Source organism: Flexithrix dorotheae DSM 6795, assembly GCF_000379765.1.
In the GTDB taxonomy this organism is placed as follows: Bacteria; Bacteroidota; Bacteroidia; order Cytophagales; family Flammeovirgaceae; genus Flexithrix; species Flexithrix dorotheae.
Map to the genome: position 1 here is coordinate 1 of NZ_KB903449.1, position 25,435 is coordinate 25,435.

Here is a 25,435-nt window from a genome sequence, read left to right on the forward strand (position 1 = left end):
TTCTGTTTTTGGAAATGTACTTGCTATTGCCTCAGCAAAACCCTTCAGGTTATCGATACAGCCTATTAATACATCCTCAACCCCTCTGTTTTTCAGATCAGTCAATACCTGTAGCCAAAATCTGGCCCCTTCACTCTCTGCCAAATAGCAGCCTAACAACTCCTTATATCCTTCCAGNTTGATACCTAAAACATTATAAACTGCCTTGGTAACCACTTTACCATTATCGCGCACTTTATAAAACATAGCGTCCAACCAGACAATTGGATAAACCGCTGATAAAGGCCTTTGCTGCCACTCTTTCACCTGAGGAATCACCCGATCAGTAATTTCACTCAATGTGGCGGCCGATACTGCTACATCATACATCTCGGCTATATGAGCACTGATATCACGCAAACTCATGCCCAGGCCATACAAGCCAATAATCTTTTCTGACAGACTATCTGCCAGAATCGTCTCCCTTTTCTTGACGATCTCTGGTGTGAAATTACTGTGGCGATCTTGGGGAATATCCAGCTCAATTGGTCCAGACATGCTTTTCACTGTCTTGGGTTTAAAACCATTTCGCTTGTTGCCTTTACTACGTTCTGGCTCATCCAGATGAGTTTCCATCTCGGATTGGAGCGCACTTTCCAAAAATTGTTTCAATAAGGGAGCAAAGGCTCCATCTTTACCGGTTAATGATTGACCACTTTTCAATTGTGAAAGCGCCTTGGATTGTAAAGCTGCTAATTCTTCTGGTGTCATTACTGTCTCTTGTCTAAGTGAATAATAAATTTAAACTTTTTTTTTCCTTAGACAGAAGTCAGTTTACACTCTCGAATAAAATGGAACAAAATCCGCATTATTAAATTTTAATTGATTTTAAAAATGAACTTTTCCCCTGGATATGCCCCTGAAGTCCCATTTTGCCACATGACCAAAGAAGAACCAATTTAATTTTTCCCCCTTAAATTATGACTCTGGCTAATCTCCAGCTCAATTAATCCAAAATGCATTCTCCAGGGGGATGAACTGTCATTTCCAAACATGGTAGTCCACCATTTTTTATTTTTATCCTGAAATACCGTTCCATGACCAGCATGTGGAACAGCCACTTTTGCTGATGTGTATGGGCCTAGAATATTATCCGACACTCCATACATCATGTCATAAGTACCCTCTAGTCTTAATGGACCATTCCATTCCGCCCCAAATAAAATATATTTACCGTCAATTTTCGTTAAACAGTTTCCCTCATAGCCCACATGATGGTTTTCAGTAGTCTGTAACTTGTGGATAGATGATTCAAAGCCCGTTCTTTCTTTATTTAATTTCCCTAGGTTTCCCCCTCCCCATAAAAAATAAACACTAAGATCATCATCCTCAAAAATAAACCCATCTATACCTTTTACAAAAGGCCCTGCCACAACATTTTTGTATGGCCCTTCTGGTCTTCCAGTTTCACTTTTAAAAAGATAAGTAAACCCTTTTTTTGTCCACAAACTGAAGGTAAGGTAATAGTTATCATCAGATTTCACATATTTAATTTCAGGGGCCCAAAGCATCGTAAAATCTGGAAAATCTCTTCCCAATTCGCTCCATTTCCAGATAAAACCAACGTCATCCCACTGTTTCAAATCATTAGATTTCCATAACTTAACCCCTCCTTTATTTAATTGATATCCATAACCATCTAAGGTACCAACCAAATAGTAATTTCCATCTCCTCCCAATGTTACAGAAGGATCTCTCATTGTTTCTGAATTAATTATTGGCTTTTTACCAGCCACCGGGGAATTCTCTAATAAGCATTTGGCAGCGGGTCTTATTTTCCCCTCCGGAGAAAAAGTTAAAGGAACTAAAGCTGGTCTTTCCCTTACCACACCCAACTGATCTGAATTAGAAGCACTATAGGTAGCCCATAGTTGGCCATTGGGATCTTCAAATACGGTAGTTTGGGAAGCATGAGGAATGGCAAGATACCGCGGTTCATACGGCCCATAAATATTTTCAGCCACTCCGACAAAAACGTCATCAGTTGGAGATTGCATTCTATTAATTATTTCATTAGCAAAAGCATAATATTTACCTTCAATCTTTTTAATAAAAATCCCTCCATTTCCAATTTTGCTAATCACCGGCCAGTCTCTTCCTTTCGGAAAATCAAATTCTTTCAAAAACGCTCTGGATGACTTGATAAAATGTGGCGCTCCTTTTAGGGCTTTAAGGTCTTTTGAAAGCTCCACGATAAATCCATTGCCGTGTAACAAATAAACAGACCCATTATCATCTTCAAACAATGAAGGATCAGTTGTATTTTCAACCAGACAATTTCCTGGCTGATATGGCCCTTCAGCATTTCCTGAGGTACTTTCAAGAATTTTTAAACACCCAGAGTCATCTACCAGAACTATATAAAAATTATTTTTTATATAGTGAATTTCCGGGGCGGTATAACGAAGAGAATCATTAAATACTACTCCTATTTCTTCCCAATTCTTCAAATCTTTGGATTTCCAAAGCATTACCCCAAGTTGATGCTTTTTCAGGTTGGATCCGGTTAAATAATACCAGCCATCCTTACCTAAGGAAATACTGATATCTTTTAAAGGATGATTAAAAAGTGGGGATATGGGTTTCGCATTTTCACCCGGCATAGTCACAGCGCCCAAATCAGCAGAGGGGTGATTAAAAAATTGCTTTGGGTCTTCCTGAGCCAATAAAGGGATAAAAGGACATAGTAAAAATAGCAAACAAATTCTCTTCATCATATTTCATTTTCATTTATAACCTAAATGATTCAAAGAAATATGGTATTTTCCCTTATTGGAAAATTGAGCGTTTTTACTTTTTGTTCATTTGTACAATATGGGAAATTTTATATTTCAAGCAATTCGAATAGATGCATAAGTAAGTTGGTCCCAATATAAAGTAGGCTTTTATAGAAATCCGATAAGCTGAACATTCTCCTTTTTTTCAACATAATAACATTTTCATTTCCAGCATTTTGCCTGATCCAAATTTATTTAGGTCGGGCAAATTTCATTTGTAATTATATTTAAACTTTGTGGAGCTATGCTTAAAATCACCTTTAAATCCTAATTAAGAACAATAGTGATAAAATGATGGTTAAAAGAACTGCTTTTAGCTTATGGCAAAATAAGCGCTTGTTTTTTTATTTCCGGACCAGACCATTCCAGTTTCCTGTTTGGCCCAGACTTGCCCTGATATTTAACTTGAAGTTGGTAGCTACCAGGTAAAAGGTAAACAATTCGGTAATTGGTAATTTCAGGATTATTTCCAATATCCTCCACAAGCAATTTGTCATTAATCATTAACTTTCCAATTCCATTAAAATAGAAAGTGTAAAATCCTTTTCTTTCTATTTTAAGATTACCATTCACACCTGGTTCAATTGGATTATATGCAATCTCCCCAAAATGTTTGATAGGTTTATTTCTTTGGTGCTCTAAAGCATAAAGCTCAGTAGTCAATCCCTTATCTCCACAATATGCCATCCACTCTTTTAGGACCTTTTTCATTTCTTCGATGATAGATTGAAATTCTGGTTCATTGACCAGGTTTTTCATATTATAAGGATCATTTTCTTCCTCAAAAAATTCAAACTCAGGCCGATTTTTATAGCGTTTGACAAGTTTCAAATGTTCAGGATTATTACTCTGTTCCCATTCTTTAAAATAATTATTCTTCTCGGTAACATTATTTTGGAAGGCCATTTCAGCAGAAATATTCCAAATCAATCGATATTTCCCATTGGATACACTTCTAATTGGATAATACTCCGACCCATTATAAATACCCCTTGTGGTTTGAATTCCAAATGTATAAGATTTATGAATGTTTGTTTCCTGATTTAATATGGGCATTAATGATTTTCCATCCAAATTATTTTGTTCAGATTCTCCTGCCAAATCTATGAAAGTCGGTACGATATCGAGATAGTCTACTAATGCATCAGAGACTGAACCTGGGGATATTTTCCCCGGCCATTTCACAATTAAAGCGGAAGAAAGACCAGCATTATACAAAGTCCACTTTGCAAATGGGAAACTATTTCCCTGTTCACTTGCAAAAAAGACGATAGTATTTTCCTCCTGATTATATTTTTTCAATAGCTCCAAAGTTTGTTTAACCTGATTATCCAGATAATTAATTTCAGCCAGATAGTTCCTGAATTGTCTTCTGGTTTCAGGGGTATCTGCCAAATAGGGAGGCAACTTTATGGAATTTAAATCAAAAAGAGTAGAATCTCCCTTATTCCATGGACTATGAGGTTCTGTGGAACAAATAAATAAGCAAAACTTTTCGTCCTTTTGAGTAGCTCCTGAAATAAATTTTTCCACCTCCGTAAAATCAGGGTTCTTCTCCTTTTTTGCATGGCCCTCAAGGTATTCAAAAGGAAAGACTTCTTGTGGTAAAATATGTCTTTTACCAGCAAGCGCAACCCTATAGTTTAATGGTTTTAAATAATGTACAATTGACTTTATATTGTTATATGCCATTGTATGATTGGGATAGGCTCCGGACCTGACTGGAAAAACACCAGTCATTAGGCTATGCCTGGTAGGAGAACACATTGGAGCAGCCTGGTAGCAGCGTGTAAACTTCATCCCATCCAGGGCTAACTGATCAATTGTAGGAGTGACAGCATCTTTACTCCCATAAGTACCAATATCCCATTTGGTACAGTCATCCGCCAATATAAACACAATATTGGGTGCATCATTTGCACTGGAATTTTTAAAAACTATTAAAAAAAACAAAAACAGTAAATACTTCATTTTATATCTAATTATTTTTAATAAGTTGTAGCAAATTCCATTAATCAGTTCTCAGGTTAAAGCTTATAGTAAAGCTAATAATTCCAATAATTTTCCATCCTAATTCTTTCAATGCTTAACAACCTAATTCAACTCAAATAAAAATTCAATTGGGACCTCCAGACTCATTGGAATAAGATTCTATATTATTGACTGAGGGCTTTTTTGTCAACTCCTTAAAGTATTCTAATAACTTTTCTATTTCCATTTCTGTCCCTCAATCTGTTATTTTCCCTTCTCGCGAAACTTTGCTTTTTATTCCTTGAATTAAAAGAGCAGTGTCTTCGGTATAAATCTAATGAAAAAGATGAGATTTAATAGAAAAATCGGGTTCAGTAAAAATTCAGAAAGATCAATCCAAAGCCAATGGAATTTGATCCTTTTTTACTGTATTTAGCTTATTTTTATTATTAATGTTATCATTGTTTTCTGTATTTTCATACTACCAACTAGCAATCATTACTCAGCCTACTTTGAATTAAAAATAATTCCACCGCAGCGTTAAATTAAAAATTATCTTGCTGCTCCAGGCCTTGATCATTCATTCAACTACACAGGAATTGATAAATCCCTAATTAGTTTTTATTTCAATTCTTAATATTTGCCTAATTAAATGATAGTGTTTGGGTTTCATCAGCGGTTAAGGTCACCTTTCTACTTTTTGTTCCTGCGAATACCTCCACAGAGCCACCTATCGGTGAATAGATTTTGGCCATGGTTACTTCACCATCTTTCCATTCAAAGGCGATTTCGAAATTTCCTCTGGCCTTAAGCCCTTTCACTTTTCCACTTTTCCAGGATTTTGGCATTGCAGGTAGTAAGTAAATCTTGCCTGGTGCATGTGACTGGACAAGCATTTCAGCCACACCAGCAGTACCTCCCAAATTCCCATCAATCTGGAAAATTCTTGGCGGATGCAAATCCAGTAAGTTCGTTTCTAATTGTTCACTGATCAAAGCATTTAGGTGTTCCAAAGATTTATCCCCATTCTTAAGACGGGCATAAAAACTGATGATCCATGCCCTACTCCAACCGGTCTGACCGCCACCAGCCGAGAGGCGCTTTTCTATAGTGTTTTCAGCTGCTGCGAACAGTTCAGGCGTTTCTCCGGAGATTTGCGAGGATGGATACAATCCAAATAAATGCGAAATATGCCTATGTCCAACTTCCGTTTCCTCATAGTCTTCATACCATTCCTGTATGGTGCCATCTGCACCTATTTTTGTATCAGGTAACTTTTTCAAAGCTGTTTCTATTTGTGGAGTCAGTTCGTTTAAATTCAACTCTTTCTCGGCCTCCAGGCATGCCTGAAAAACATCCTGAATGATTTGAATATCAATGCTGGCCGCAACTGTATTCTTTTGCTTTTTACCCGTTTTAGGATCAATATAAGTGTTTTCCGGAGAATATGATGGTGCTGTTACCAATTCGCCCTTATCATTTTCCTTAAGAAAATCCAGGATAAATTGTGTTGCTCCAAAGATCATGGGATATGCATTTTCCTTTAAATATTCCTTGTCTTTTGTAAACTCATAGTGTCTCCAGATCGTCAGGGACATCCATGCTCCAGCAAGTGGATAACTATAGCCATTCGTTACTTGCGATTCTTTAGTAGACCCATTAGGAGTAACCCTCCCTAAGGGACTGGTCGCATGGTGAATCATCCAACCGTCAGAACCGATGTACTTTTGAGCAGTCTCCTTTCCTATCTCCGTCAATCCTACCATGTAATTCGTCAACGGCACCAAAGACTCAGACAGGTTACAAACTTCAGCTGGCCAATAATTCATCTGGAGGTTAATGTTTAAGTGGTAATCCGATTCCCAGGCCGCCCACATATTCTCATTCCAGATGCCCTGAAGGTTCGCTGGTAAAACTGCTTTTTGCATACCACTTGACATGAGCAGATATCTTCCGTATTGGAAAAATAAAATAGCCAGCCCTACATCTTCCTTTCCTTCTCTCAGCCGGGCCAAACGTTCATTGGTAGGCAGACTGTCCAAAGAAGAGCCCTCAATTTCCAACTGGACCCGATTAAAAAGTCTACCATGGGCCGCAACATGTTTATTTTTTAGCGCTTCGTATGGAATTTTTACAGCAGTCTCAAGTTTTTGAAGTGAATTTTTCCTTGCATCAATGCTTCGATTAAAGTTCATCTCCTCCAGATTGTAATCAGTCGCAGCACTTACAATCAGGGTAAATTCGGAAGCATCCTCAATCACTAGTTCCTCTCCTTCAGCAGATACCTTCCCATTTGTAGAAGAAATAGCAACATGACTATTGAACTTCATGTGGTAGCCTCCCTGACCTGAGCCTCCAGCGTTATCATCGTAACCATCAGGGTCGTCAAAGATTTGTCCATTTACTTCCAGTATTTTATCCGACAGAATATCCCTGGTGATATCCTTTTCCCGATCGAAGCGAACTTTGCAGGACGTTAACACATCATCCAGACTTTTGAAGTGATAAACAATCACATCGTATTCGGCTGAAACGAAAGATTCTCTGAGGTATCGTTTTCCGTTTATAGCATATTCTATAGCGGAGACTCCTTGCTCTATATCTAAATATCGCCTGTAGGTCTCAGGAGTAGTCTGATGATTGAATTGGAGAAATAAATCACCTAAAGGCTGATAAGAGCGAATAGAGGTAGGGGAAATCACCAGGTTTTCCATGCCGTAGTCAAAGGCTTCTTCATACTTTCCCTCAAGATTTAATTGTTGAAACTTCTCATAATGTTTTCCCACCTGATCAGGGTAAGGGTTTTCTGGCATCCCGGCCCAAAGGCTTTCTTCATTTAGCTGAAGATGATCCTCCTTCACCCCTCCAAAAACCATAGCGCCAAGTCTTCCATTTCCTAAAGGTAGGGCTTCGAACCATTCTGAAGAAGGCTCATTATACCATAATGTGTTACCAGAAAAAACTTTTGCAGGTTGTTGATCCGCACAACCTGAAAGCAGCAGGCACAGTACGATTAGTGGGGCAGTAATACCTTTAAGATTTATCAAATGATTGTTTTGCTTTATTAATTGTTTCATATAACTTATTAATTTCTCTTTTTCAATTTCTGATCTTAGATGATTCCCTAATATTTAAAATGCCATTAAGAATTACAGTTTCCGGAGTTGTATTTTCACTCTCCATTTGTTTTAAGAGAAGATTGGCTGCGATTTCTCCCATTTCATAAGTAGGCTGGGCAACACTTGTAAGTGGTGGGAAAACCAGTTCAGCGAATGGTGTTTCTGAAAAACCGGTAATAGCGATGTCATCGGGAACCCTTAAATTATGTTTTCTAATAACACGCATGGCTCCAAGTGCTATCATGTCATTTCCACAGATGATTCCTTCCGGAAGGTTACCTGAATCAATAATTTTTTCCATAACTCTTTCCCCTTCCTCTACCAATAGTCCGGTTTCAATAATCCACTCAGGATCCACTTTGATTTTGTGTTTGTTCATGGCCCTTTTATATCCTTCCATACGCTTTTTTGAAAGCAGTAAGTGCTTATAGGCTGAGAAGTGAAAGATTTTTTTTAAACCCTGGGATATCAGATGTTCTGTGGCAAAAAATGACCATTTAAAGTCGTCAAATATGACTTTAGACGCTGTTAAAGCATCATTGTATCTATTGAAAAATACAATGGGATATCCCTGATCGATAAGACTTTTGTAATAATCAAGGTTATGGGTTTCTCTTGATAAGGAAATAATAAGACCATCCACCATATTTTCCTCCAGCGTTTTCACATTCATGAGCTCCATCTCGAAGGATTCATTGGATTGCATAATTAAAACCTGATAACCCTTTTTTATAAGCACTTCCTGAATGCCTATAATTACCTCTGGGAAAAATGCATTTACAAATTCCGGAATGACCACCCCTACATTAAAGGTTTTGCGGGAGGTCAGTTTTTTAGCTATAGGATTAGGATGATAACCCATAGCTTTTCCCACTTTTAAAATCCGTTCTTTAGTCTCTTTTTTGATATCATTCCGATCATTAAAAGCTTTTGATACAGCCGATACCGAAACATTTAATTCCTTGGCGACATCTTTTATGGTTACGTGTTTCATCTTCATATTTTGAGAGTGCAGCGAAGATACAAAATTTTCGAAAACGGTTTCGGTTTTCGAAAACGGTTTCGAAAGCGCTTTCACTAAAATAGCAAGTGTTATTTTAGGATTAAGCAGGCAGCTATACCTACCTTTAATTCTCATTAAGTAATGAGATAAAATTTAATCTATAGAATGTGCCCTTTGGCACGAAGTGCAACAAGTTGATACTGAGATGAAAAATAGGGACTTAAATTCAAAATTGTGACCACACTCGACTACTGGACCATATCAATTTTTTCACTTGTTGTATTCATAACAGGTATTTCATTTGCCCGATCAGGTCAAAATATGAAGTCCTTTTTTGCAGCAGGAGGAGCAGTTCCTTATTGGATTAGCGGCTTATCTCTTTTTATGAGCTTCTTTTCTGCAGGAACTTTTGTAGTTTGGGGATCTATAGCCTATACCGAGGGATTTGTGGCCATCACCATTCAATCCACCATGTGTATTGCAGGTGTAGTTATTGCCTTGTTTATCGCACCCAAATGGAATAAAACAAAAACCATTACTGCTGCACAGTTTATCACAGAACGCCTGGGTTATAATACACAAAAATTATATACCTATTTTTTCCTTTTTATTTCCATGGTGACCACAGGCGCTTTTCTTTATCCTGTAGCCAAAATTGTGGAAGTATCTACTGCTATTCCATTGGTTTATAGCATCATAGGGTTAGGCGTTTTAATTACCATTTATACAGCAGTTGGCGGCTTATGGGCTGTAATAGTAACCGATGTGTTACAGTTTATTGTACTGACAACAGCGGTATTGTTGGTGGTGCCATTGGCTATCAATAAAGTTGGTGGAGTTAATTCTTTTATTCAGGCTTCCCCGGAAGGATTTTTCAATTTGGTAAATGAGGAATATTCCTGGACTTTCATTGCGGGAATGATATTTTACCATATTGTATTTATTGGAGGAAACTGGGCTTATGTACAAAGGTTTACTTCAGTAGCTTCGCCACGGGATTCCAAAAAAGTGGCCTGGCTTTTTAGTGGGTTATATCTGATTAGCCCACTGATCTGGATGCTGCCTCCAATGATTTACCGGGTGATCAACCCGGACTTAAATGGCCTGGCGGATGAAGGTGCTTACCTGATGGTTTGCAAAGAAGTGCTTCCAAAAGGATTATTAGGTTTGATGTTGGGCGGGATGATATTTGCCACTTCCAGTTCTGTAAATACTACCCTCAATATTTCGGCAGGGGTATTTACCAACGATATTTTCAAACGACTTTTTAAGCATATATCTGAACAAAAGACCATGAACGTGGCGAGAATAGCCACATTCGTTTTTGGGATAATCACCATCACAGTTGCCTTGCTTGTGCCAAAGATGGGTGGGATTGTTGAGGTCGTTTTAAGTTTAGCATCGCTTACCGGGGGAGCCATGTTTTTACCCCCCATTTGGGCCATGTTTTCCAAAAATCAAACAGGAAAAAATGTACTGGCTGTGACTGTCATTAGTCTGCTTCTCAATATTTTTTTCAAATTTATTGCGCCTCAATTATTTGGCTTTTCTTTTTCAAGGGGAATGGAAATGCTGGTAGGGGTGATGATTCCTTTTGGATTGTTATCACTTTCTGAATTATACTTCATGTATACAGGCAAAGATAATGAGACATACAGTAAGTACATAGATGCGCTAACTACAAGAATAAACAAAGAATCACAGGAGGTGATGTCTTCTGAAACAACCAATCAAAAAGGCCGATCAATAATTGCCAAAGGAATATTTTCAATTGGTTTGCTGGTCATTGGATTGGGATTCATTGCCGAGTTTGCCAATAATTTAGTGATAGGGCTTGGAGCAATAATATTATTAGTTGCTTTCATCATATATCCGAGGAAACAAAACATAAAAAATCATGATTAGAGCTGGTTTTAGTGAAGATAATCGCCAAAATTTAATTGTAAAACACCAGGCTGATTTGGTGGTAGTAGGAGGTGGAATGTCGGGGGTTTGTTGTGCTATTACTGCTGCAAGAGCAGGTATTAAAGTCATTCTTATTCAGGACAGACCTGTGTTGGGAGGAAACGCTTCCAGTGAAGTAAGGTTGTGGATATTAGGGGCAACTTCCCACATGGGAAATAACAACAGGTGGGCCCGGGAAGGAGGTGTGATCGATGAGATTCTGATAGAAAACCTTTATAGAAACAAAGAAGGAAATCCTATAATTTTCGATACCATTCTGTTGGAAAAGGTTAATCAGGAACAGAACATTACCTTACTTCTTAATACTGCGGTTTATGATGTCGAAAAATCTGGTTCAAGAACCATTAAAAAGTTAAAAGCATTTTGTAGTCAGAATTCTACCGAGTATCATGTAGCATCAAATCTGTTTTGCGATGCCTCTGGAGATGGCATTGTGGCTTTTAAGGCTGGAGCTGCATTTAGAATGGGGGCGGAATCCAAAGAAGAATTTGGAGAATTATTCGCTCCGGATAAAGCCTATGGAGAACTGCTGGGCCATACCATGTATTTTTACAGCAAAAAGGTAGATAGTCCGGTTGCCTATACGCCACCTGCTTTTGCTTTAGATGATATTAAAAAACTACCTAAGTTTAAAGTCATCAGTTCCAAGGAATTTGGTTGTAGGTTTTGGTGGATCGAATATGGAGGAAATCACGATACAGTGCATGATACCGAATTGATAAAATGGGAATTATGGAAGGTGGTTTATGGCGTTTGGGATTATATCAAAAATAGTGGGGAATTCGAAGATGTGGATAATTTAACACTTGAATGGGTAGCCACAATTCCAGGAAAAAGGGAAAGCAGGAGGTTTGAAGGTGAATATATACTCAAACAACAGGATATTGTCAATCAGGTTTCATTTGAAGATGCCATTGCTTTCGGAGGATGGGCCATTGATTTACATCCTTCAGATGGGGTTTACAGCAATTTACCCAGTTGCGAACAGTATCATGCAAAAGGTGTTTACCAGTTGCCTTACCGATGCTACATCAGCAAAGACATCAATAACCTGTTTTATGCAGGTCGAATAATCAGTGCGACTCATGTAGCCTTTGGTTCTTCAAGAGTAATGGCTACTTGTGCCCATGGTGCCCAGGCAGTAGGTATGGCAGCAGCTCTATGCACGCAAAAAAATATCCTTCCAAATGACGTTCTGAAAAAAGGGTTGATCGGTGAACTTCAACAAAAATTAAATGCTACCGGACAGAGTATTCCCGGAATTCCTCATGATATTTCCGATAATTTAGTCGCTCAAACCGATATCCGGTTGTCTTCTTACACTTCATTATCAACCATATCTGGAAATGGAAAATGGCTTTCTCTGAATCAATCTGCTGCCCAAATGCTTCCCCTAAAAAAGGAGGTAAAATATGAATTTGAATTAAACTTTAAAGCTGAGAAAGCTACATGCTTAAATTGTGAATTACGCACAAGTTCAAAACCTTTAAATCATACTCCGGATGAAACACTGGAATGTCAATCCATTGAACTAAAGGAAGGGGAGCAAAAGGTGAAAATTGCTTTCGATAAATCTTTAAATGAAGATAAGTACGCTTTTATCCTGTTTCAAAAGAATGACCTGGTAAGTGTAGAAATTTCCGATTACAGACAAACAGGATTGCTAAGTGTTTTCAACAAAAAAAATCTGGCAGTATCCAATCATGGAGCACAAACCCCACCGGAAAATACCGGGTTTGATTCCTTCGAGTTCTGGACGCCAGAAAGGAGGCCAAAAGGGCATAATATGGCTATGGAGATTAATCCACCTGTAAAAGGTTTTGGAAAAGATGCCTTACTCAATGGGTATACCAGACCAACAAATACCGGGAATGCCTGGGTCGCAGCCCTCACAGATGAAAATCCAGAAATTGAACTGTCTTGGAATGAAGTAAAAACAATAAAGGAGATACAATTACATTTCGATCCCGATTTCGATCATCCACTGGAATCCTCGCTTCAGGGACATCCCGAAAGTGTTATTCCATTTGTAGTTAGAAATTATAAAATTAAAAACTTAAATAATGAAGTAATTTATGAAAGTGTCAATAATCATCAGACAATTAACAAAGTAAAATTTACAAACCCGATTAGCACGGCAGGATTAAAAATTGAGTTGGAACATCCCTCAAAAAATGTCCCTGCTGCCCTTTTTCACCTTCAGGTGTTTTAAATTTTTCTTTTTTGAATTAATTACTTGGACCTTTAAAAACATGAGAAAATATCTAATTATTACCTTAATTGGTTTACTATCATCCTGGTCAATTTCCCGGGACACCATTAAGATAGACGGAAAGAAATACAAACTGGCCTTTAGCGATGAATTTCAGGGTAACCAGCTTAATGAAAAAGTCTGGGACTATCGTACAGACAGCAAGCACTGGAGCACCCAATTACCCGAAAATGTGGAAGTGAAAAACGGGTCATTATTACTTCACCTGAAGAAAGAAAAATCAAACGGAATGGAATACACCGGTGCGGGTATTATTTCAAAAGAGCGGTTTAGTTATGGATATTATGAAGCAAAAATGAAAGTTCCTTCAGGTACCGGATGGCATAATTCCTTTTGGTTAATGGACCATGATGGTTCAGGAACTACCAACCCAAAGTCCTCAACCATTGAGATCGATATTATTGAAAATGACTCTAAAAATCCATTGAGCTATGGGGTAAATTTTCATAAGTGGAAAGACGAACATACTTCCAAAGGCCATAAAAATGTTGTTTCCCCGGATCTGAGTAAGGAATTCCATACATTTTCCTGTGTGTATACTGTAGAGTATGTAAAATATTATTTAGATGGTGAGGAGGTGCAGCACATTGATATTTCGGAAATGCCAAAAGCCCCACTCAATATCTGGCTGACAAGTATTGCCAGCTGGTTAGGCAAAACTGAAGCTGTAGATGAAAGTCAATTACCTGCAACAGTAGCATTTGATTATGTGAGATATTATCGACCAAAGTAAGATTATTTAACAGGTTAAGTAAATAATTAAATCAGGGTGATTTTACAATTGAATGAAAATATCATCTACCACTCTCAAATAAGGAACATTTATTTAAATAAAGACATACAAGGAAGGTATACCAAAGGAAAAAGAGGCTGTCCAATTCTTGGACAGCCTCTTCAACTTATTGCCCCTGACCCAACGAATATCCACGGATACCGTCAAACTCATAGAGGTTTTCAGTTTTGATCACATCTATTCCCTGCTCCAAAGCTTTCACTAATACCTCTGGGATACTTTGTTTTTTGGCAGGATGTCCATTTTCCACTTCAAACCGGCATCTCCAGTGATCTGTACAAAAAGTCTCTTCAAACCCTTCTGGCCAAACTTTCACCCCACGGTTGGTAATCATTTTGAGCTTTATATCACTTTCCAGATTTTTTAGCTTCATCGCCAGCTCATCCACTCGTCCCCCATCCCAGTCTACAAATACATCCACACCTTTGAGTACTTTGTTTGCTTTGGGCTTTCTTTTATACCTGGGTAAATTGAGTTTTACATCTTTGGTAAAGGACTCTCCTTTGATGTGCCTGGGTCGCTTGCCCAATCGGTCAATAACTGCCTGAGCAAAGGCTTTAGTCCCCACCAATTGTCTGCCAATCCCTTCTTTATAAATATCAGCAGTGAGCACTCCATCTTCTATAGTACAGGCCCAGGCATTAATTATTTTTTCAGCTATATCCTGTTGACCTATGTGGTTAAGCATCATCACTGCTCCCCTGATTAATCCGGAGGGATTAGCCAAATCCTTTCCGGCAATATCTGGTGCAGATCCGTGGATAGCTTCAAACATCGCACAGGTTTCACCCACATTGGATGATCCTGCAAGGCCCACAGAACCAGATATTTGTGCGGTAATATCAGATACCACATCCCCATAAAGATTTGGCATCACTACCACATCAAACATTTCTGGTGTATCGGCCAATCGGGCTGCCCCAATATCTATTATCCAATTATCTGCTTTAATATCAGGATATTCCTGAGCAATTTCTTTAAATACCTGATGGAAAAGCCCATCAGTATGTTTCATAATATTGTCTTTGGTAAAGCAACTTACTTTTTTCCTGTTATATAACCTCGCATATTCAAAAGCATACCGAATAATTTTTTCACATCCGGGGCGAGTTATCAATTTAAGGCACTGAACGACTTCATTGGTCTGCTGATGCTCAATTCCGGCATAAAGATCTTCTTCATTTTCCCGAATCACAACCACATCCATATCAGGATGCTTGGTTTCTACAAATGGATGAAAACTGTTGCAAGGTCTTACATTGGCATAAAGTCCCAGCGTTTTGCGCATAGTTACATTTAAACTTTTATAACCACCTCCCTGAGGCGTTGTAATCGGAGCTTTCAGAAAAATCTTGTTTTTTCGAATACTGTCCCAGGCCGCTTTATCAATTCCACTGGTATTTCCGGAAAGAAATACCTTTTCACCCACCTGGATTTCTTCCCATTGAATTCTTGCCTTTGCAGCTTTAAGGATTCTAATTGTCGCATCCATTATTTCAGGCCCTATTCCATCACCTTTAGCATAAGTTACTTTTTGCATCATTTTATTTTTTGAAGTTTACAGATACAAATGAAACAATTATTTTGCATAAGTGATTATTTATGTTTTTAATACTTACCATAAAACATATTTATGATTTATGCGCTAAATCGAATATAACCTTTAACTTTTACTGGGTTGGAACTGATTCTGAAAGCAATTAATATTGGTAAAGAATTAGTTTTATCTTATCAAAATATTCCTTGGGGCATTTTTTTATCAATTGGTCTATTTTAATTTCCGGTATTTTTGAAGCATCAGCATACCATTTTGTAAGACTATGATTAAATCTGGTTTTATCGAAAAAGTGCTTTATCTTACCAGATTCATAAAAAGTAAAAACATCTAAAAGATCGTCACTACTAATATCAATGAGACAAATTTTTTTATCTTCCATTAATTTAAAAATTAGTTTAGCGAAGTTGTAATAAAAATAAAGGGTTACAAAAATATTTCGATGAAGTGATTATGAAATTTTAAACTTTCCTTAATCAAAGCTCTCGGTATATATCCAGAGATATATTCCATCCTATTTTCCTTTAAACTTCTTTAATTCAATAGTGAATAATTAATTCTCACATCCAGAAGATTTAGCATATTTTTAATTCAAAAATTCAGAGGCAACAATTTGATATAAAATACACACTATCATATAGTTCTGAATTTTTGAATGCGTTTTTTCCCTGAATATACACCGAGACTCAATATTTTGGAATTAAGAGATATACCAGGTAGGTTTAAAAACCCTTTTCAGGAGCCGTTTGGATTTCCTCTTTCCTTCGATTTATCTTTTTCCTTTTAACCCCTGAAGAAAACTGATATTTAAATTTGAACCAAACTGGCACAGCGGACAATAGAATATTACGCTCCTGGTATTGGGAAAAGTCCTGGGTGTAAACTTCATTACCCCGGTAGGTAAAGGATTTTTTAAATGTAAGGGCTGTTGTGATGCCTACCTTAAATCCTTTAGGGAATGATTTTTCAACGGAAAGAAAATAAAGAGGGTCACTAAATCGGGACCATTGAATGTCATTTACCGGACTATTGTACATAAAGTTTGAAGAAATCGTAAAATTATGTTTAAGGGAAGCTATAGCGGATAAGCCAGATTCGAAGGCGAACTTTTGCATATGTTTTATGTTTTGCTGATTTGCCAGGTCATTTCCATCAGAAATTATTCGGTATCCTTTCAAATAAGATTGTAGAATCACAGCCTTACCAAGATTTAATGCGGAAGTTAATTGCAAGCCACTGTAATGAATCGTTCCAAGATTAAATGTTTTAGTCTCCATAATATCCTGGTCATTTAACCAGCTCATTTCATTGATTACATCAGATCTTTTGTTATAAAAAGCATTTATTGAAAGCCAATTATCACCAAAAGGTTGCGAATATTCCAAACTCCAATTGGAGATAAATACCGGTGCTAACAAGGGATTTCCACTACGTTGTGTATAGGGGTCATCCATGGATATATAAGGGTTCAGTTGGTGTAATCCCGGATAAGTGACAGATCGTCTGTATTGGAGTTTAAGGCTCTTATCTTCCGTTAATCTATAATTCACAACCAAATTGGGGAGAAGAACTAAATAATCCTGTTTTAAGGCATCACTTGGTCTTAATGCCGATTTTTCAACCCTAAGGCCAGGTAGTACATCAAACCTATTAGCCATAAAATGAATACTTCCGTAGGCTGCATAGATTTGGGTGCCATAGTTGAAATCATTTCCATTAGCAAGTTTATGTATTTTACTTTGGACTCCTGCCGACATTTTAAACTTTTGACTAATAGGAAGGTTATAAGTCATTCTCCAGCTTACAGAATTCTGCTGCGGTTTTGTTTTATAAACCAGATCTTCCTGCAAATTTTCACCAGAAAATTCAGTACTGTTTTTCCCATTTAAGCGGTAAAAGCTCATATCCGTATCCAGGTAATGTCCTGTTTCCGGATTAAATAAATGTTTGTAATACAAAGAATAAAAACTACCCCGGTTAATATCGGTATCCTCTTTTTTCCTTTCCCAAATCATAGGATTCTCTCCCCCGGCTTCCACCTTAGTATTTCCATCAAATTCAGTTGAATATGGATTATAGTAAGCATAAAAATTCAGTAAGTTTTTTTTATTTGGAATATAATCCAAACCAAAGTTAAACCGGTGTGACCAGCTTTTTTGCTTTATAAGCTGAGTAGAAACTATTTCATTGGTGTTTTCTGGGTTGAATAAATTCCTTTTATAATTTTCTTCCATGTCAAAATAACTGATATCCCCATTGTAGGAGGTATGAATATTTATTTTGCCAACTCCATAATTCAGGCCGTATGTTGGGAAAATATAGATTTCAGAAGACGATGTTGGCATCTCCATATACACCTGTCCATCGAGCCCTGCTCTTAGATTTTCTTTCAAAATAATATTAATTACACCACCTGAGGTTCCCTCGTACTTTGCGGGTGGATTACTCATTACTTCTATGCGGTCAATCTTATGGGGACTCAGGCTTTGAATATATTTGCGGTCTCTCTCTATCCCATTCACCAAAATTATTACTCCTCCATTTCCCTGTAAGCTTATATTTTGCATAAAATCTACCTGGATACCCGGGATAGTTTTAAGAATATCCATCCCTGTATTGGAGGCATCAATAATTTTCTTATTTATAAAGAATGTAGTTTTATCTACTTCATTCCGAGCTTTGGTACGTTCTCCCATTACAATTACCTCTTCCAGTTCTGTGTTGTTTTCGTGGAGGTAAATGATGTCAAGATTGATAAATGATTCATCCCTTCGTTGAATAAGCTTTTGCTGAATTTTGTAACCCACCGCACTAATCTGTAAATAATATTCACCTGAGCCAGCTTTGCTTATTTCAAACCTGCCTTCCAGGGTACTGACTACTCCACCTACCAGAGTAGAATCTCCAGCATTATACATTGCTACATTAGCAAAAGGGACTGCCTCTCCTGTTTGTTTGTCAATAATGGTTCCTGTGATGGTAATATCACTTAATTGTTGTGAAAAAACTGTTGATGAACAACCAAATTTTAATACAACTACAATGAAAATTTTAGTAATTAGAATTGTTTTGTTTCTCATATTCCCTTTTTGATAGTTTGAACTGCGACAAAAAAAAGGGGAAGGAAAATGGTATAAAATTAAATGTGATACAAAGCAAATTTTTGATGGGAATGGAAAGCTTCTATGGAAAACTTGTTATGAAGTGTAAAGATTTGGGACAAATGGTAAAGGGTAAAAATACTTATTGGATAAGGTTAAACTGTTCATTGAACGATTGTGCTTTGTTTCTTGCCACAGGAATTTCCTCCTCAATCCCTTCCAGTTCGAGTTTATAACCAAGAGCATTCCCTTTTTTTGCCCTTACTTTATTCAGGTTGACTATAAAAGACCTGTGTGTTTTAAAAATACCAGGAATCCCACAAAGCTGTTTTTCAATATCGGTAATAGAATTTCTAATCATTTCCTTTTGTATTATCCCATCTAACATGAGGTAAAAAATCACATAATTGCTATCTGATGCTGCGAATAAAAATTGGGATGGAAAAAAGCTTAATTCTTCGTTCTTTAGACGGGAGTTAATTTGTATCTTGCTTTCCTCAGGTTCTGTTTTTTCCAGTCTGTTTTCCTCATGAAAATGAGAGGTTGTCCTGTGCCGGTAGTTGAGGGCACTGAAAAAACCAAAAAAGATGAACCCAACTAAAACAGTGATTTTAATTGAATCAAAAAAGGTTGAAAAATTCCACCGCCCTTTTGGACCTTCCAGCCAAAAACCCATGAAATAGACAAAAATACCCATCCCAAAAAGTACCACTGTAACAGCAATAATTTCCTTGAGCATATTCCAATCTTTTGTTGAAGAAAAAAAACTGGTTTTTCGTAATATTAAGATTATAGCGATTTGAGGAAAAACAATTGAAAAAGAATAAATTGCCATGCTTCCCTCAAAACCTTTGGAATGGTTTGGATTAATGTTAAGAGGAGTATATAAAACCAGAAAAATAAAACTAAATATAGCTGTAACCAATGCTCCACGATAAGGATTTTTGATTAGATAATTTTGTGGGTAGCTCCTATTTAGCCATAAAACAAAACTTCTCAACATAGACATTCAAATATAAAAGTTTAAAAGCAAAAATAATTATTCTTAAACTTTAATAGGAACCTCTCCAAATTATTAGGAAAGAGGCATTATTCCCAGCCCAACAATTACTGTTTTAAGGAGTTTCGAAAATCTTCTGTCTCCCATAATTCTTCCATACTTGCCTGAAAAGCCAATATCAGGCATTCATTAGATTATTCCTCAGTTTTATTGCTTTACCATAACCCTGAAAATAAAAAGAAATGTTAAATTGAAATTCAACTAATTGTTTGGTTGATTATCCGTGATATGAAATTTTGCGGATTTGGAAACGATTTTTGAGAACTGGTGGTAACCTTCCGCAGGAAACTGAGAAGGTACACCAGCAGTATCAATACTGATAGCCAGGGAGGAACAAATGCTTTTGCTTGCTCTTGCTATGTTATTTTACAATATGTTCAATCTCTATGACACCAGACCCTTATTATTCCATTTTCAAGGATTTTACTGGATTAAGTTTTGCTGCCTTTATGGCCTGATAACTTATAGTGATGCCTGTAATTACCAGCATAATAAATCCGGTCAGCAAAAAAATGAGCGGATTAATTTGAATCCTGTAGCTAAAATCCATTAGCCAGTTTTCCATTAACCACCAGGTTATCGGTGTGGCTATTAATAAAGCAATAATGACGATCCAGACAAATTCTTTCGATATCTGAATTAATATTGAATAAATTGGTGCTCCAAATACTTTTCTAATTCCAAATTCTTTTGCTCTTTTATTAACCACCAAAGTAATTAAGCCAAATAATCCAAGGCAGGCAATAAATAATCCCAGAAATGTGACATAATTAAGAACCACCGCGATTCGTCTGTCTTTCCGGTACATATGGCTAAGTGCTTCATCTACAAAGTTGAACTCAAAGACATCGTTAGGATGAATTTTGTTAAATATGTTTTCCACCTTGCTTAGGGTCTCTCCCAAATTTTTGGATTGTAATTTTAAAGTCACTTTTGGGACAATTGAAGTACTATTTTCATGATTGGAAATGTTTTCAAAAATGCCAAATGGATTAATGGCCAGGATAACTGGATTTACAGAGGAATGAAGTGAAATAAAATTAAAATCCTTTACTATACCAATAACTTCATATTGAGGAAATTGCTTCGGTCGGTCACCTACATGCCAACCAAAAGTGTTTGACATCGTTTCATTGATGAGCATGGCATTTTTTTGATCACTTAAGATCTCTTCCGAAAAATTTCTACCTTGTAAGAGGGAAATATCATGTGTTTCCAAAAAGGCTTCATCCACTACATTAAAATTAAAAAACTGCATGATATTATTTTCATCCTTGTAACCCAATTCCATCCAGCCATTTTGATTAAAGGTATGCATACTGACAGAGGCATTTTTTACTTCTGGTATTTTAAGTATTTCTTCTTTTAGTTGCTGACCTTTGGCTTTTCCATTTTTAAATAAATCAGACAAACCTCCTGCATTAATATTTTGGGGAATAACCAAAAGGTGTTCTTTGTTATAGCCTAAATTTTTATCCTGAATAAATCTCAATTGTTCACCTATGATCAAAGTTCCCGAAACCAGCATTACAGAAACCACAAACTGGAAACTAACCATAATTTTTCTGAAAGAATCATTGCCTTTCCCTGAAACCAATTTACCAAGGCTTCCTTTTAAAACAGTGGCTGGGGTAAACCTGGATAGGATTAATGCCGGATAAATTCCTGATACGAGCCCCGTAAAAGAGGAAATGCCCAGAATAATAAGTAAAGTTTCCATTGAAGGTTCAATTTCCAATTGTTTGGAAGTAAAACCATTGAATAATGGTAGACAGAGTGTAGCTAGAAACAATCCAAAAAGCATAGCGAAAAAGGTGGTTAAAAGGGCTTCAGTCCAATATTGCATCACAATTTGTTTCCGCTTCGCCCCTATACTTTTTCGAACTCCCACTTCTTTTGCTCTGCTCAGCGATCTCCCAATTGAAAGAGTCATAAAATTTATAGCGGCTACAATTAGAATAAATAAGGCAATTGTTCCTAAAATATAACTGTATTTTCCATCACTCACTTCTGCAAACCCCCTCGGCATTTCACTATTTAAATGAATATCTGTTAGGGGTTGCAGCCCAACTCTATATCCATTTTGAGGATAATTATCTGCCAATAAAGATTTAATAGTTCCCTCTATTTTATGGCAAATCAGGTCAGGAGAACTATTTTCATTAATTTTCACGTAGGTTTCTACCGATACACTATACCAATTTTCCAATTCATTTCTAGATGCACCAGTTTCATAATTGGAATAAGGGATAATTAGCTCATAAGTTATACTGGAATTGCTTGGTGCATCCTCGATTATTCCCACAATTTTAAACGGCTTTTTTTCTCCATTTAAATCGATATTAATCAGTTTTCCCAATGCTTTTTCATCTCCAAAATATTTTTTTAATACCTTTTCTGACAGAATAACATTTCCTGGCTGAAGCAGAAAATTATTTCTATCTCCATCAATTTCTTTAAAATTGAATAATTCGAAAAATCCCTTTTCTGCAAAAAGTACATGCTGATTGTCACTGAAATCTGTTTTGGAGATCAGGGTATTGATTTGGGCAATTCTTACCACCTGAGCGGCTTCTGGCAGGGTATTCCGGATAGTCTGGCCAAGCACAATAGGTGTAGTACTATTAAAATAAATTTCATTATTTCCATGATCTTCTTTTACCCAAGCCCTGTAAATCTGATCCGAATCCTGGTGGAATTTGTCATAAGACCACTCGTCTTTCACAAATAAGGCAATAAGAATAGCACAAGCAAGTGCTATAGATAACCCTGAAATATTGACGGTTGTATATAATTTTTCTTTTACAAGTATCCGGAAGGACACTTTCAGGTAATTTTTCAGCATAGCTGTAGAGGGATTAATTCGAAAAAATGTTCTGTTACCTTTTATTGTTGAATAATTAAAGAATCGAAATACATCCAAAATGAATTTGAAGCGTGCTTTTTTGATATTTTCAGATTTACATCTTCTTAGAAATAATTCATAAATATCTCCTTGAACTTCTTCCAGTAGTTCCGGAGCACAATACCATTCCAGAAAGTTGTCGGCCCAGGCCGGAGGGCTGTTTTTTTTACTGTTTTGCTCCATAATTTTAACCAAAACTAATTTTTGGAATTTGTTGCCACATCCGTTCCCTGTGCTGTTGAACTTCCTTTAGTGTGCTGTATCCGTAGCTGGTAATTTTATAAAGGCGTTTTCGTCTTCCACCCCTGTCTTGAGTTGCTCCTCCCATATCAGATTTAATTAACCCTTTCTTTTCCAATCTTCGTAAAACGGTGTGTACCGCACTCAGGGAAATATTATTTCCAGATTGTTGATTATATTCATCCGTAATGCTAACTCCGTAAGCCTGATCATTCATAATGGCTACAACCAATAAAATCATTTCTTCCAAATTTCCTAACTGGTTCCCCATGAGTAAAAAGTATTAGTTCAATATTTGTAAAACAAATTTACTGCAATTTAATCAACTTTTGTAAAACAAATATATAACTACGAATTTGAATGATTTAAACGGAAAGAATTATACAGCAAAGGTTTTTGAAAAAGGGCAGGTCAAACTTGCCAGAGATAAAATAAACTGAAAAATCCCAAAAGAAGGATTACTTTAAAAAAGTACTAAAACTAAATCCTGATATCAGATGAAAACTGAGAATTTCTTTATAATGACCTGGGGATACAAAACTGACGTTAAAATTGTGAAGGCATCATAACCCCAAATTAATAGTTTTTTTCTTTTTATCTAAGCGTTTAGATTTGCCTCCTAAAAAATAAATAAACCAGCAACCTCATACCATAAACGTGCGCATTACTACTATAATTCTTTCCTTATATATCAGTATTACTATAGCAAATGCCTCCCAGAGCGATGCTCCCCAGGATAGCATCGTCACCCAACAGCTTGACAGCCTCCTCGGGATTTACAAGCAAAATTTAGATAAGAACCCAGCCGAAGCACAGAAAAGTGTGAGGGAATTAATTACCCTCAGCAGCAAATATAACAAAAAACTGTACAAAGCGAGGGGGCATTATTTTTTGGCTTATTTACTTAATGCAGAGGGGAAAAACGAAAAAGCGATTGAACAGGGACTTTTATCGGCAAAGGCACTTAAGGATGCCGGCCGTGAAAAAGGTTTGTCGGCAGTATATAATGTGCTTGCTGTGGCCTATAGAAACCTGAGAGATAATATCCAAGCGATGGATTACTACGTAAAGTGTCTGGAAATGGCAGAACTCGAAGGAGATCAGACCGAAATTGGCCATGTTTATGGCAACATTGCTAATATTTACATTGAGCAGGAAAAGTACGAAAGTGCTATTGACAATTTACAGCGTGCTTCTGAGGCCTACAAAGCGGCTAATTACCCCGATGGAGTGGTTTCCACCCTTTTTGCGCTGGCCAATATTTTCAAAAATCAGGGCAAGAACGAGGCGGCAAGAAGCTTTTACAGGAAAGTAATTGAATATAGCCTGGCCACAGAAAATTTAGTGCAGGAGGCAAATGCACGAATCAACCTTGGGCAGCTGCTTCTTGCCGAAAAGAAGTATAAGGAAGCGCTGCCCATGCTCCAAAAAACCTATGCTTTGCTACGAAAACTCGGCTATCCTCAGGATCAGGTGATCGTGCTCAATGATCTGGGCGTTGCCTGCAAAAACCTCAACCAAACACAAGAAGCTATTGGTTTCTACAAACAAGCTCTGCAAATCAAAGAAGGTTCTCAGTTACATGATGCCATACACCTCAACTTATCCGGGCTTTATGCTGACAATAAACAGTATAAAATGGCTTTTCAACATTTATCTCAGGCCTATAGCCTCAAGGATAGCCTGAACTCACTGGAAAAAGACAAGCATCTAGCCGAGCTGCAGCAGCAATATGAAACGCAATTAAAAGAAACTCAGATTACCGTTTTGGAGCAGGAAAAATCTTTAAAGGAAGCTCAACTCAGCCAATCGCAATCGGAAATAAAGCGCCAAACACTGCTCCGAAATGCCTTTATTATTGGTTTTGCACTTGTATTACTCTCCCTGGTACTTTTGCGCCACTCCTACATTAAACGCATGCGTATACAAAAACAACTTAGCATCCAGAAAGAAGAAATTGCCCAGCAGGAAATAAATACGCTCATCAAAGATTACCGACTCGATGCCATCAAAAAGTATAACGAAGGGCAACAGGAGGAAAGAAAACGTATCGCCAGGGAGATTCATGATGGTTTAGCCAGTGACCTGGCCAGCTTAAAAATTTCCTTTGAGCATTTCATGAGCAAACAAATGAAAGATAAGGGGTTACAAAAGATGCTATATACCATCCAAACATTATATAAGGATTTGCGTGGTATTTCACATCAGTTACATCCGCCTGCTTTTTCCGAAAGTGGCTTCAGCGATTTTCTACAGCAATTTTTACTGGAAAAAAGTAAGGAGACTAAGACAACTTTGGAAGCACTGTTTTTTCCTCAAAATGAAATTGATCAGCTTCCCGATAACATTTTGGCAGAAATCTACCGTATAGTACAGGAACTCACCACAAATATGTTAAAACACGCAGAAGCCACAGAAGGGGAAGTGCAAATCACAAAGCATGAGGATTACATCAATGTAGTTGTGAGTGATAATGGCAGAGGCATGCCTTCGCAAAAAGTTTCAGGTATTGGTCTGCGCAATATCAAAGAGAGATTGGAGTACCTGGAAGGCGCCCTGGATATCGACACAGGAAAAAGAGGTACTACCATCAATATAAATTTACCACTTCACCACAGCTAGCATATAAACGATT

The 25,435-nt window shown here is 37.1% G+C and carries 15 protein-coding genes; 4 read left to right on the plus strand and 11 right to left on the minus strand.

The genetic code is table 11. From position 1 onward, the window contains the following. From A3EM_RS0120295 to A3EM_RS0120315, 5 genes are all read right to left on the minus strand, one after another. Nucleotides 1-750: IS256 family transposase (locus A3EM_RS0120295; protein ID WP_020530080.1), on the minus strand; the 750-nt coding region annotated here is incomplete at its 3' end. 188 nt (nucleotides 751-938) lie between these two features. Further along, on the minus strand, nucleotides 939-2,756 hold the full coding sequence (locus tag A3EM_RS0120300; RefSeq protein ID WP_083925276.1) for a family 43 glycosylhydrolase: 1,818 nt from the start codon (nucleotides 2,754-2,756) through the stop codon (nucleotides 939-941). 378 nt (nucleotides 2,757-3,134) lie between these two features. Next, entirely contained in the window at nucleotides 3,135-4,787 is a 1,653-nt protein-coding gene (locus tag A3EM_RS0120305) for a sulfatase family protein (RefSeq protein WP_020530082.1), read from the minus strand. A 644-nt stretch (nucleotides 4,788-5,431) separates the two neighbouring features. Then, nucleotides 5,432-7,864: a glycoside hydrolase family 95 protein gene (locus A3EM_RS0120310; protein ID WP_020530083.1), complete on the minus strand. Its 2,433-nt coding sequence runs from the start codon at nucleotides 7,862-7,864 to the stop codon at nucleotides 5,432-5,434. A 22-nt stretch (nucleotides 7,865-7,886) separates the two neighbouring features. Further along, nucleotides 7,887-8,906, minus strand: a complete 1,020-nt coding sequence (locus A3EM_RS0120315) for a LacI family DNA-binding transcriptional regulator (RefSeq protein ID WP_211211997.1) — start codon at nucleotides 8,904-8,906, stop codon at nucleotides 7,887-7,889. Nucleotides 8,907-9,230: 324 nt separating this feature from the next. Between A3EM_RS0120315 and A3EM_RS0120320 the strand changes: the two genes are divergently transcribed. The 3 genes from A3EM_RS0120320 to A3EM_RS43085 are packed head-to-tail and all read left to right on the plus strand — an operon-like array spanning nucleotide 9,231 to nucleotide 13,879. Next, complete coding sequence (locus A3EM_RS0120320) at nucleotides 9,231-10,814, plus strand: sodium:solute symporter family protein (protein WP_020530085.1); 1,584 nt, start codon at nucleotides 9,231-9,233, stop codon at nucleotides 10,812-10,814. Further along, on the plus strand, nucleotides 10,807-13,086 hold the full coding sequence (locus A3EM_RS0120325) for an FAD-dependent oxidoreductase (protein WP_020530086.1): 2,280 nt from the start codon (nucleotides 10,807-10,809) through the stop codon (nucleotides 13,084-13,086). Before A3EM_RS0120320 ends, A3EM_RS0120325 begins: the two co-directional genes overlap by 8 nt. A 40-nt stretch (nucleotides 13,087-13,126) precedes the next feature. Beyond that, the gene (locus A3EM_RS43085) at nucleotides 13,127-13,879 is read left to right on the plus strand and encodes a glycoside hydrolase family 16 protein (RefSeq protein WP_020530087.1); all 753 of its coding nucleotides are present in this window, start codon (nucleotides 13,127-13,129) and stop codon (nucleotides 13,877-13,879) included. Nucleotides 13,880-14,045: 166 nt separating this feature from the next. Here A3EM_RS43085 and A3EM_RS0120335 read toward each other — a convergent pair whose 3' ends face one another. From A3EM_RS0120335 to A3EM_RS0120360, 6 genes are all read right to left on the minus strand, one after another. Continuing rightward, the gene (locus tag A3EM_RS0120335) at nucleotides 14,046-15,479 is read right to left on the minus strand and encodes an NADP-dependent isocitrate dehydrogenase (protein ID WP_026210449.1); all 1,434 of its coding nucleotides are present in this window, start codon (nucleotides 15,477-15,479) and stop codon (nucleotides 14,046-14,048) included. Nucleotides 15,480-15,639: 160 nt separating this feature from the next. After that, entirely contained in the window at nucleotides 15,640-15,876 is a 237-nt protein-coding gene (locus A3EM_RS0120340) for a hypothetical protein (RefSeq protein ID WP_020530089.1), read from the minus strand. A gap of 340 nt (nucleotides 15,877-16,216) precedes the next feature. Then, nucleotides 16,217-18,574, minus strand: coding sequence for a TonB-dependent receptor (locus A3EM_RS0120345; RefSeq protein ID WP_020530090.1), 2,358 nt, complete (start codon nucleotides 18,572-18,574; stop codon nucleotides 16,217-16,219). 163 nt (nucleotides 18,575-18,737) lie between these two features. Beyond that, nucleotides 18,738-19,334 carry a LytTR family transcriptional regulator DNA-binding domain-containing protein gene (locus tag A3EM_RS46050; protein WP_157637995.1) on the minus strand — a complete coding sequence of 199 codons (597 nt, stop codon included), beginning with the start codon at nucleotides 19,332-19,334 and terminating at the stop codon, nucleotides 18,738-18,740. Nucleotides 19,335-20,058: 724 nt separating this feature from the next. Continuing rightward, a complete protein-coding gene (locus A3EM_RS0120355) occupies nucleotides 20,059-22,743 on the minus strand; it encodes an ABC transporter permease (protein WP_020530092.1) in 2,685 nt (894 codons plus the stop codon). A 4-nt stretch (nucleotides 22,744-22,747) separates the two neighbouring features. After that, a complete protein-coding gene (locus tag A3EM_RS0120360) occupies nucleotides 22,748-23,071 on the minus strand; it encodes a PadR family transcriptional regulator (RefSeq protein WP_020530093.1) in 324 nt (107 codons plus the stop codon). Between the two features lie 386 nt (nucleotides 23,072-23,457). On the opposite strand from A3EM_RS0120360, the gene A3EM_RS0120370 reads away from it, so the two are divergent. Next, entirely contained in the window at nucleotides 23,458-25,422 is a 1,965-nt protein-coding gene (locus tag A3EM_RS0120370; protein ID WP_020530094.1) for a tetratricopeptide repeat-containing sensor histidine kinase, read from the plus strand. The last annotated feature ends 13 nt before the right edge of the window (nucleotides 25,423-25,435 follow it).

Bases quoted from the DNA above. Each gene is read 5' to 3' on its own strand.
- A3EM_RS0120305 (WP_020530082.1), bottom strand. From the start codon at position 4,787: ATGAAGTATTTACTGTTTTTGTTTTTTTTAATAGTTTTTAAAAATTCC.
- A3EM_RS43085 (WP_020530087.1), top strand. From the start codon at position 13,127: ATGAGAAAATATCTAATTATTACCTTAATTGGTTTACTATCATCCTGG.
- A3EM_RS0120335 (WP_026210449.1), bottom strand. From the start codon at position 15,479: ATGCAAAAAGTAACTTATGCTAAAGGTGATGGAATAGGGCCTGAAATA.
- A3EM_RS0120310 (WP_020530083.1), bottom strand. From the start codon at position 7,864: ATGAAACAATTAATAAAGCAAAACAATCATTTGATAAATCTTAAAGGT.
- A3EM_RS0120315 (WP_211211997.1), bottom strand. From the start codon at position 8,906: ATGAAGATGAAACACGTAACCATAAAAGATGTCGCCAAGGAATTAAAT.
- A3EM_RS0120300 (WP_083925276.1), bottom strand. From the start codon at position 2,756: ATGATGAAGAGAATTTGTTTGCTATTTTTACTATGTCCTTTTATCCCT.
- A3EM_RS0120320 (WP_020530085.1), top strand. From the start codon at position 9,231: ATGAAGTCCTTTTTTGCAGCAGGAGGAGCAGTTCCTTATTGGATTAGC.
- A3EM_RS0120345 (WP_020530090.1), bottom strand. From the start codon at position 18,574: ATGAGAAACAAAACAATTCTAATTACTAAAATTTTCATTGTAGTTGTA.
- A3EM_RS0120360 (WP_020530093.1), bottom strand. From the start codon at position 23,071: ATGGGGAACCAGTTAGGAAATTTGGAAGAAATGATTTTATTGGTTGTA.
- A3EM_RS0120325 (WP_020530086.1), top strand. From the start codon at position 10,807: ATGATTAGAGCTGGTTTTAGTGAAGATAATCGCCAAAATTTAATTGTA.
- A3EM_RS0120355 (WP_020530092.1), bottom strand. From the start codon at position 22,743: ATGGAGCAAAACAGTAAAAAAAACAGCCCTCCGGCCTGGGCCGACAAC.
- A3EM_RS0120340 (WP_020530089.1), bottom strand. From the start codon at position 15,876: ATGGAAGATAAAAAAATTTGTCTCATTGATATTAGTAGTGACGATCTT.
- A3EM_RS46050 (WP_157637995.1), bottom strand. From the start codon at position 19,334: ATGCTCAAGGAAATTATTGCTGTTACAGTGGTACTTTTTGGGATGGGT.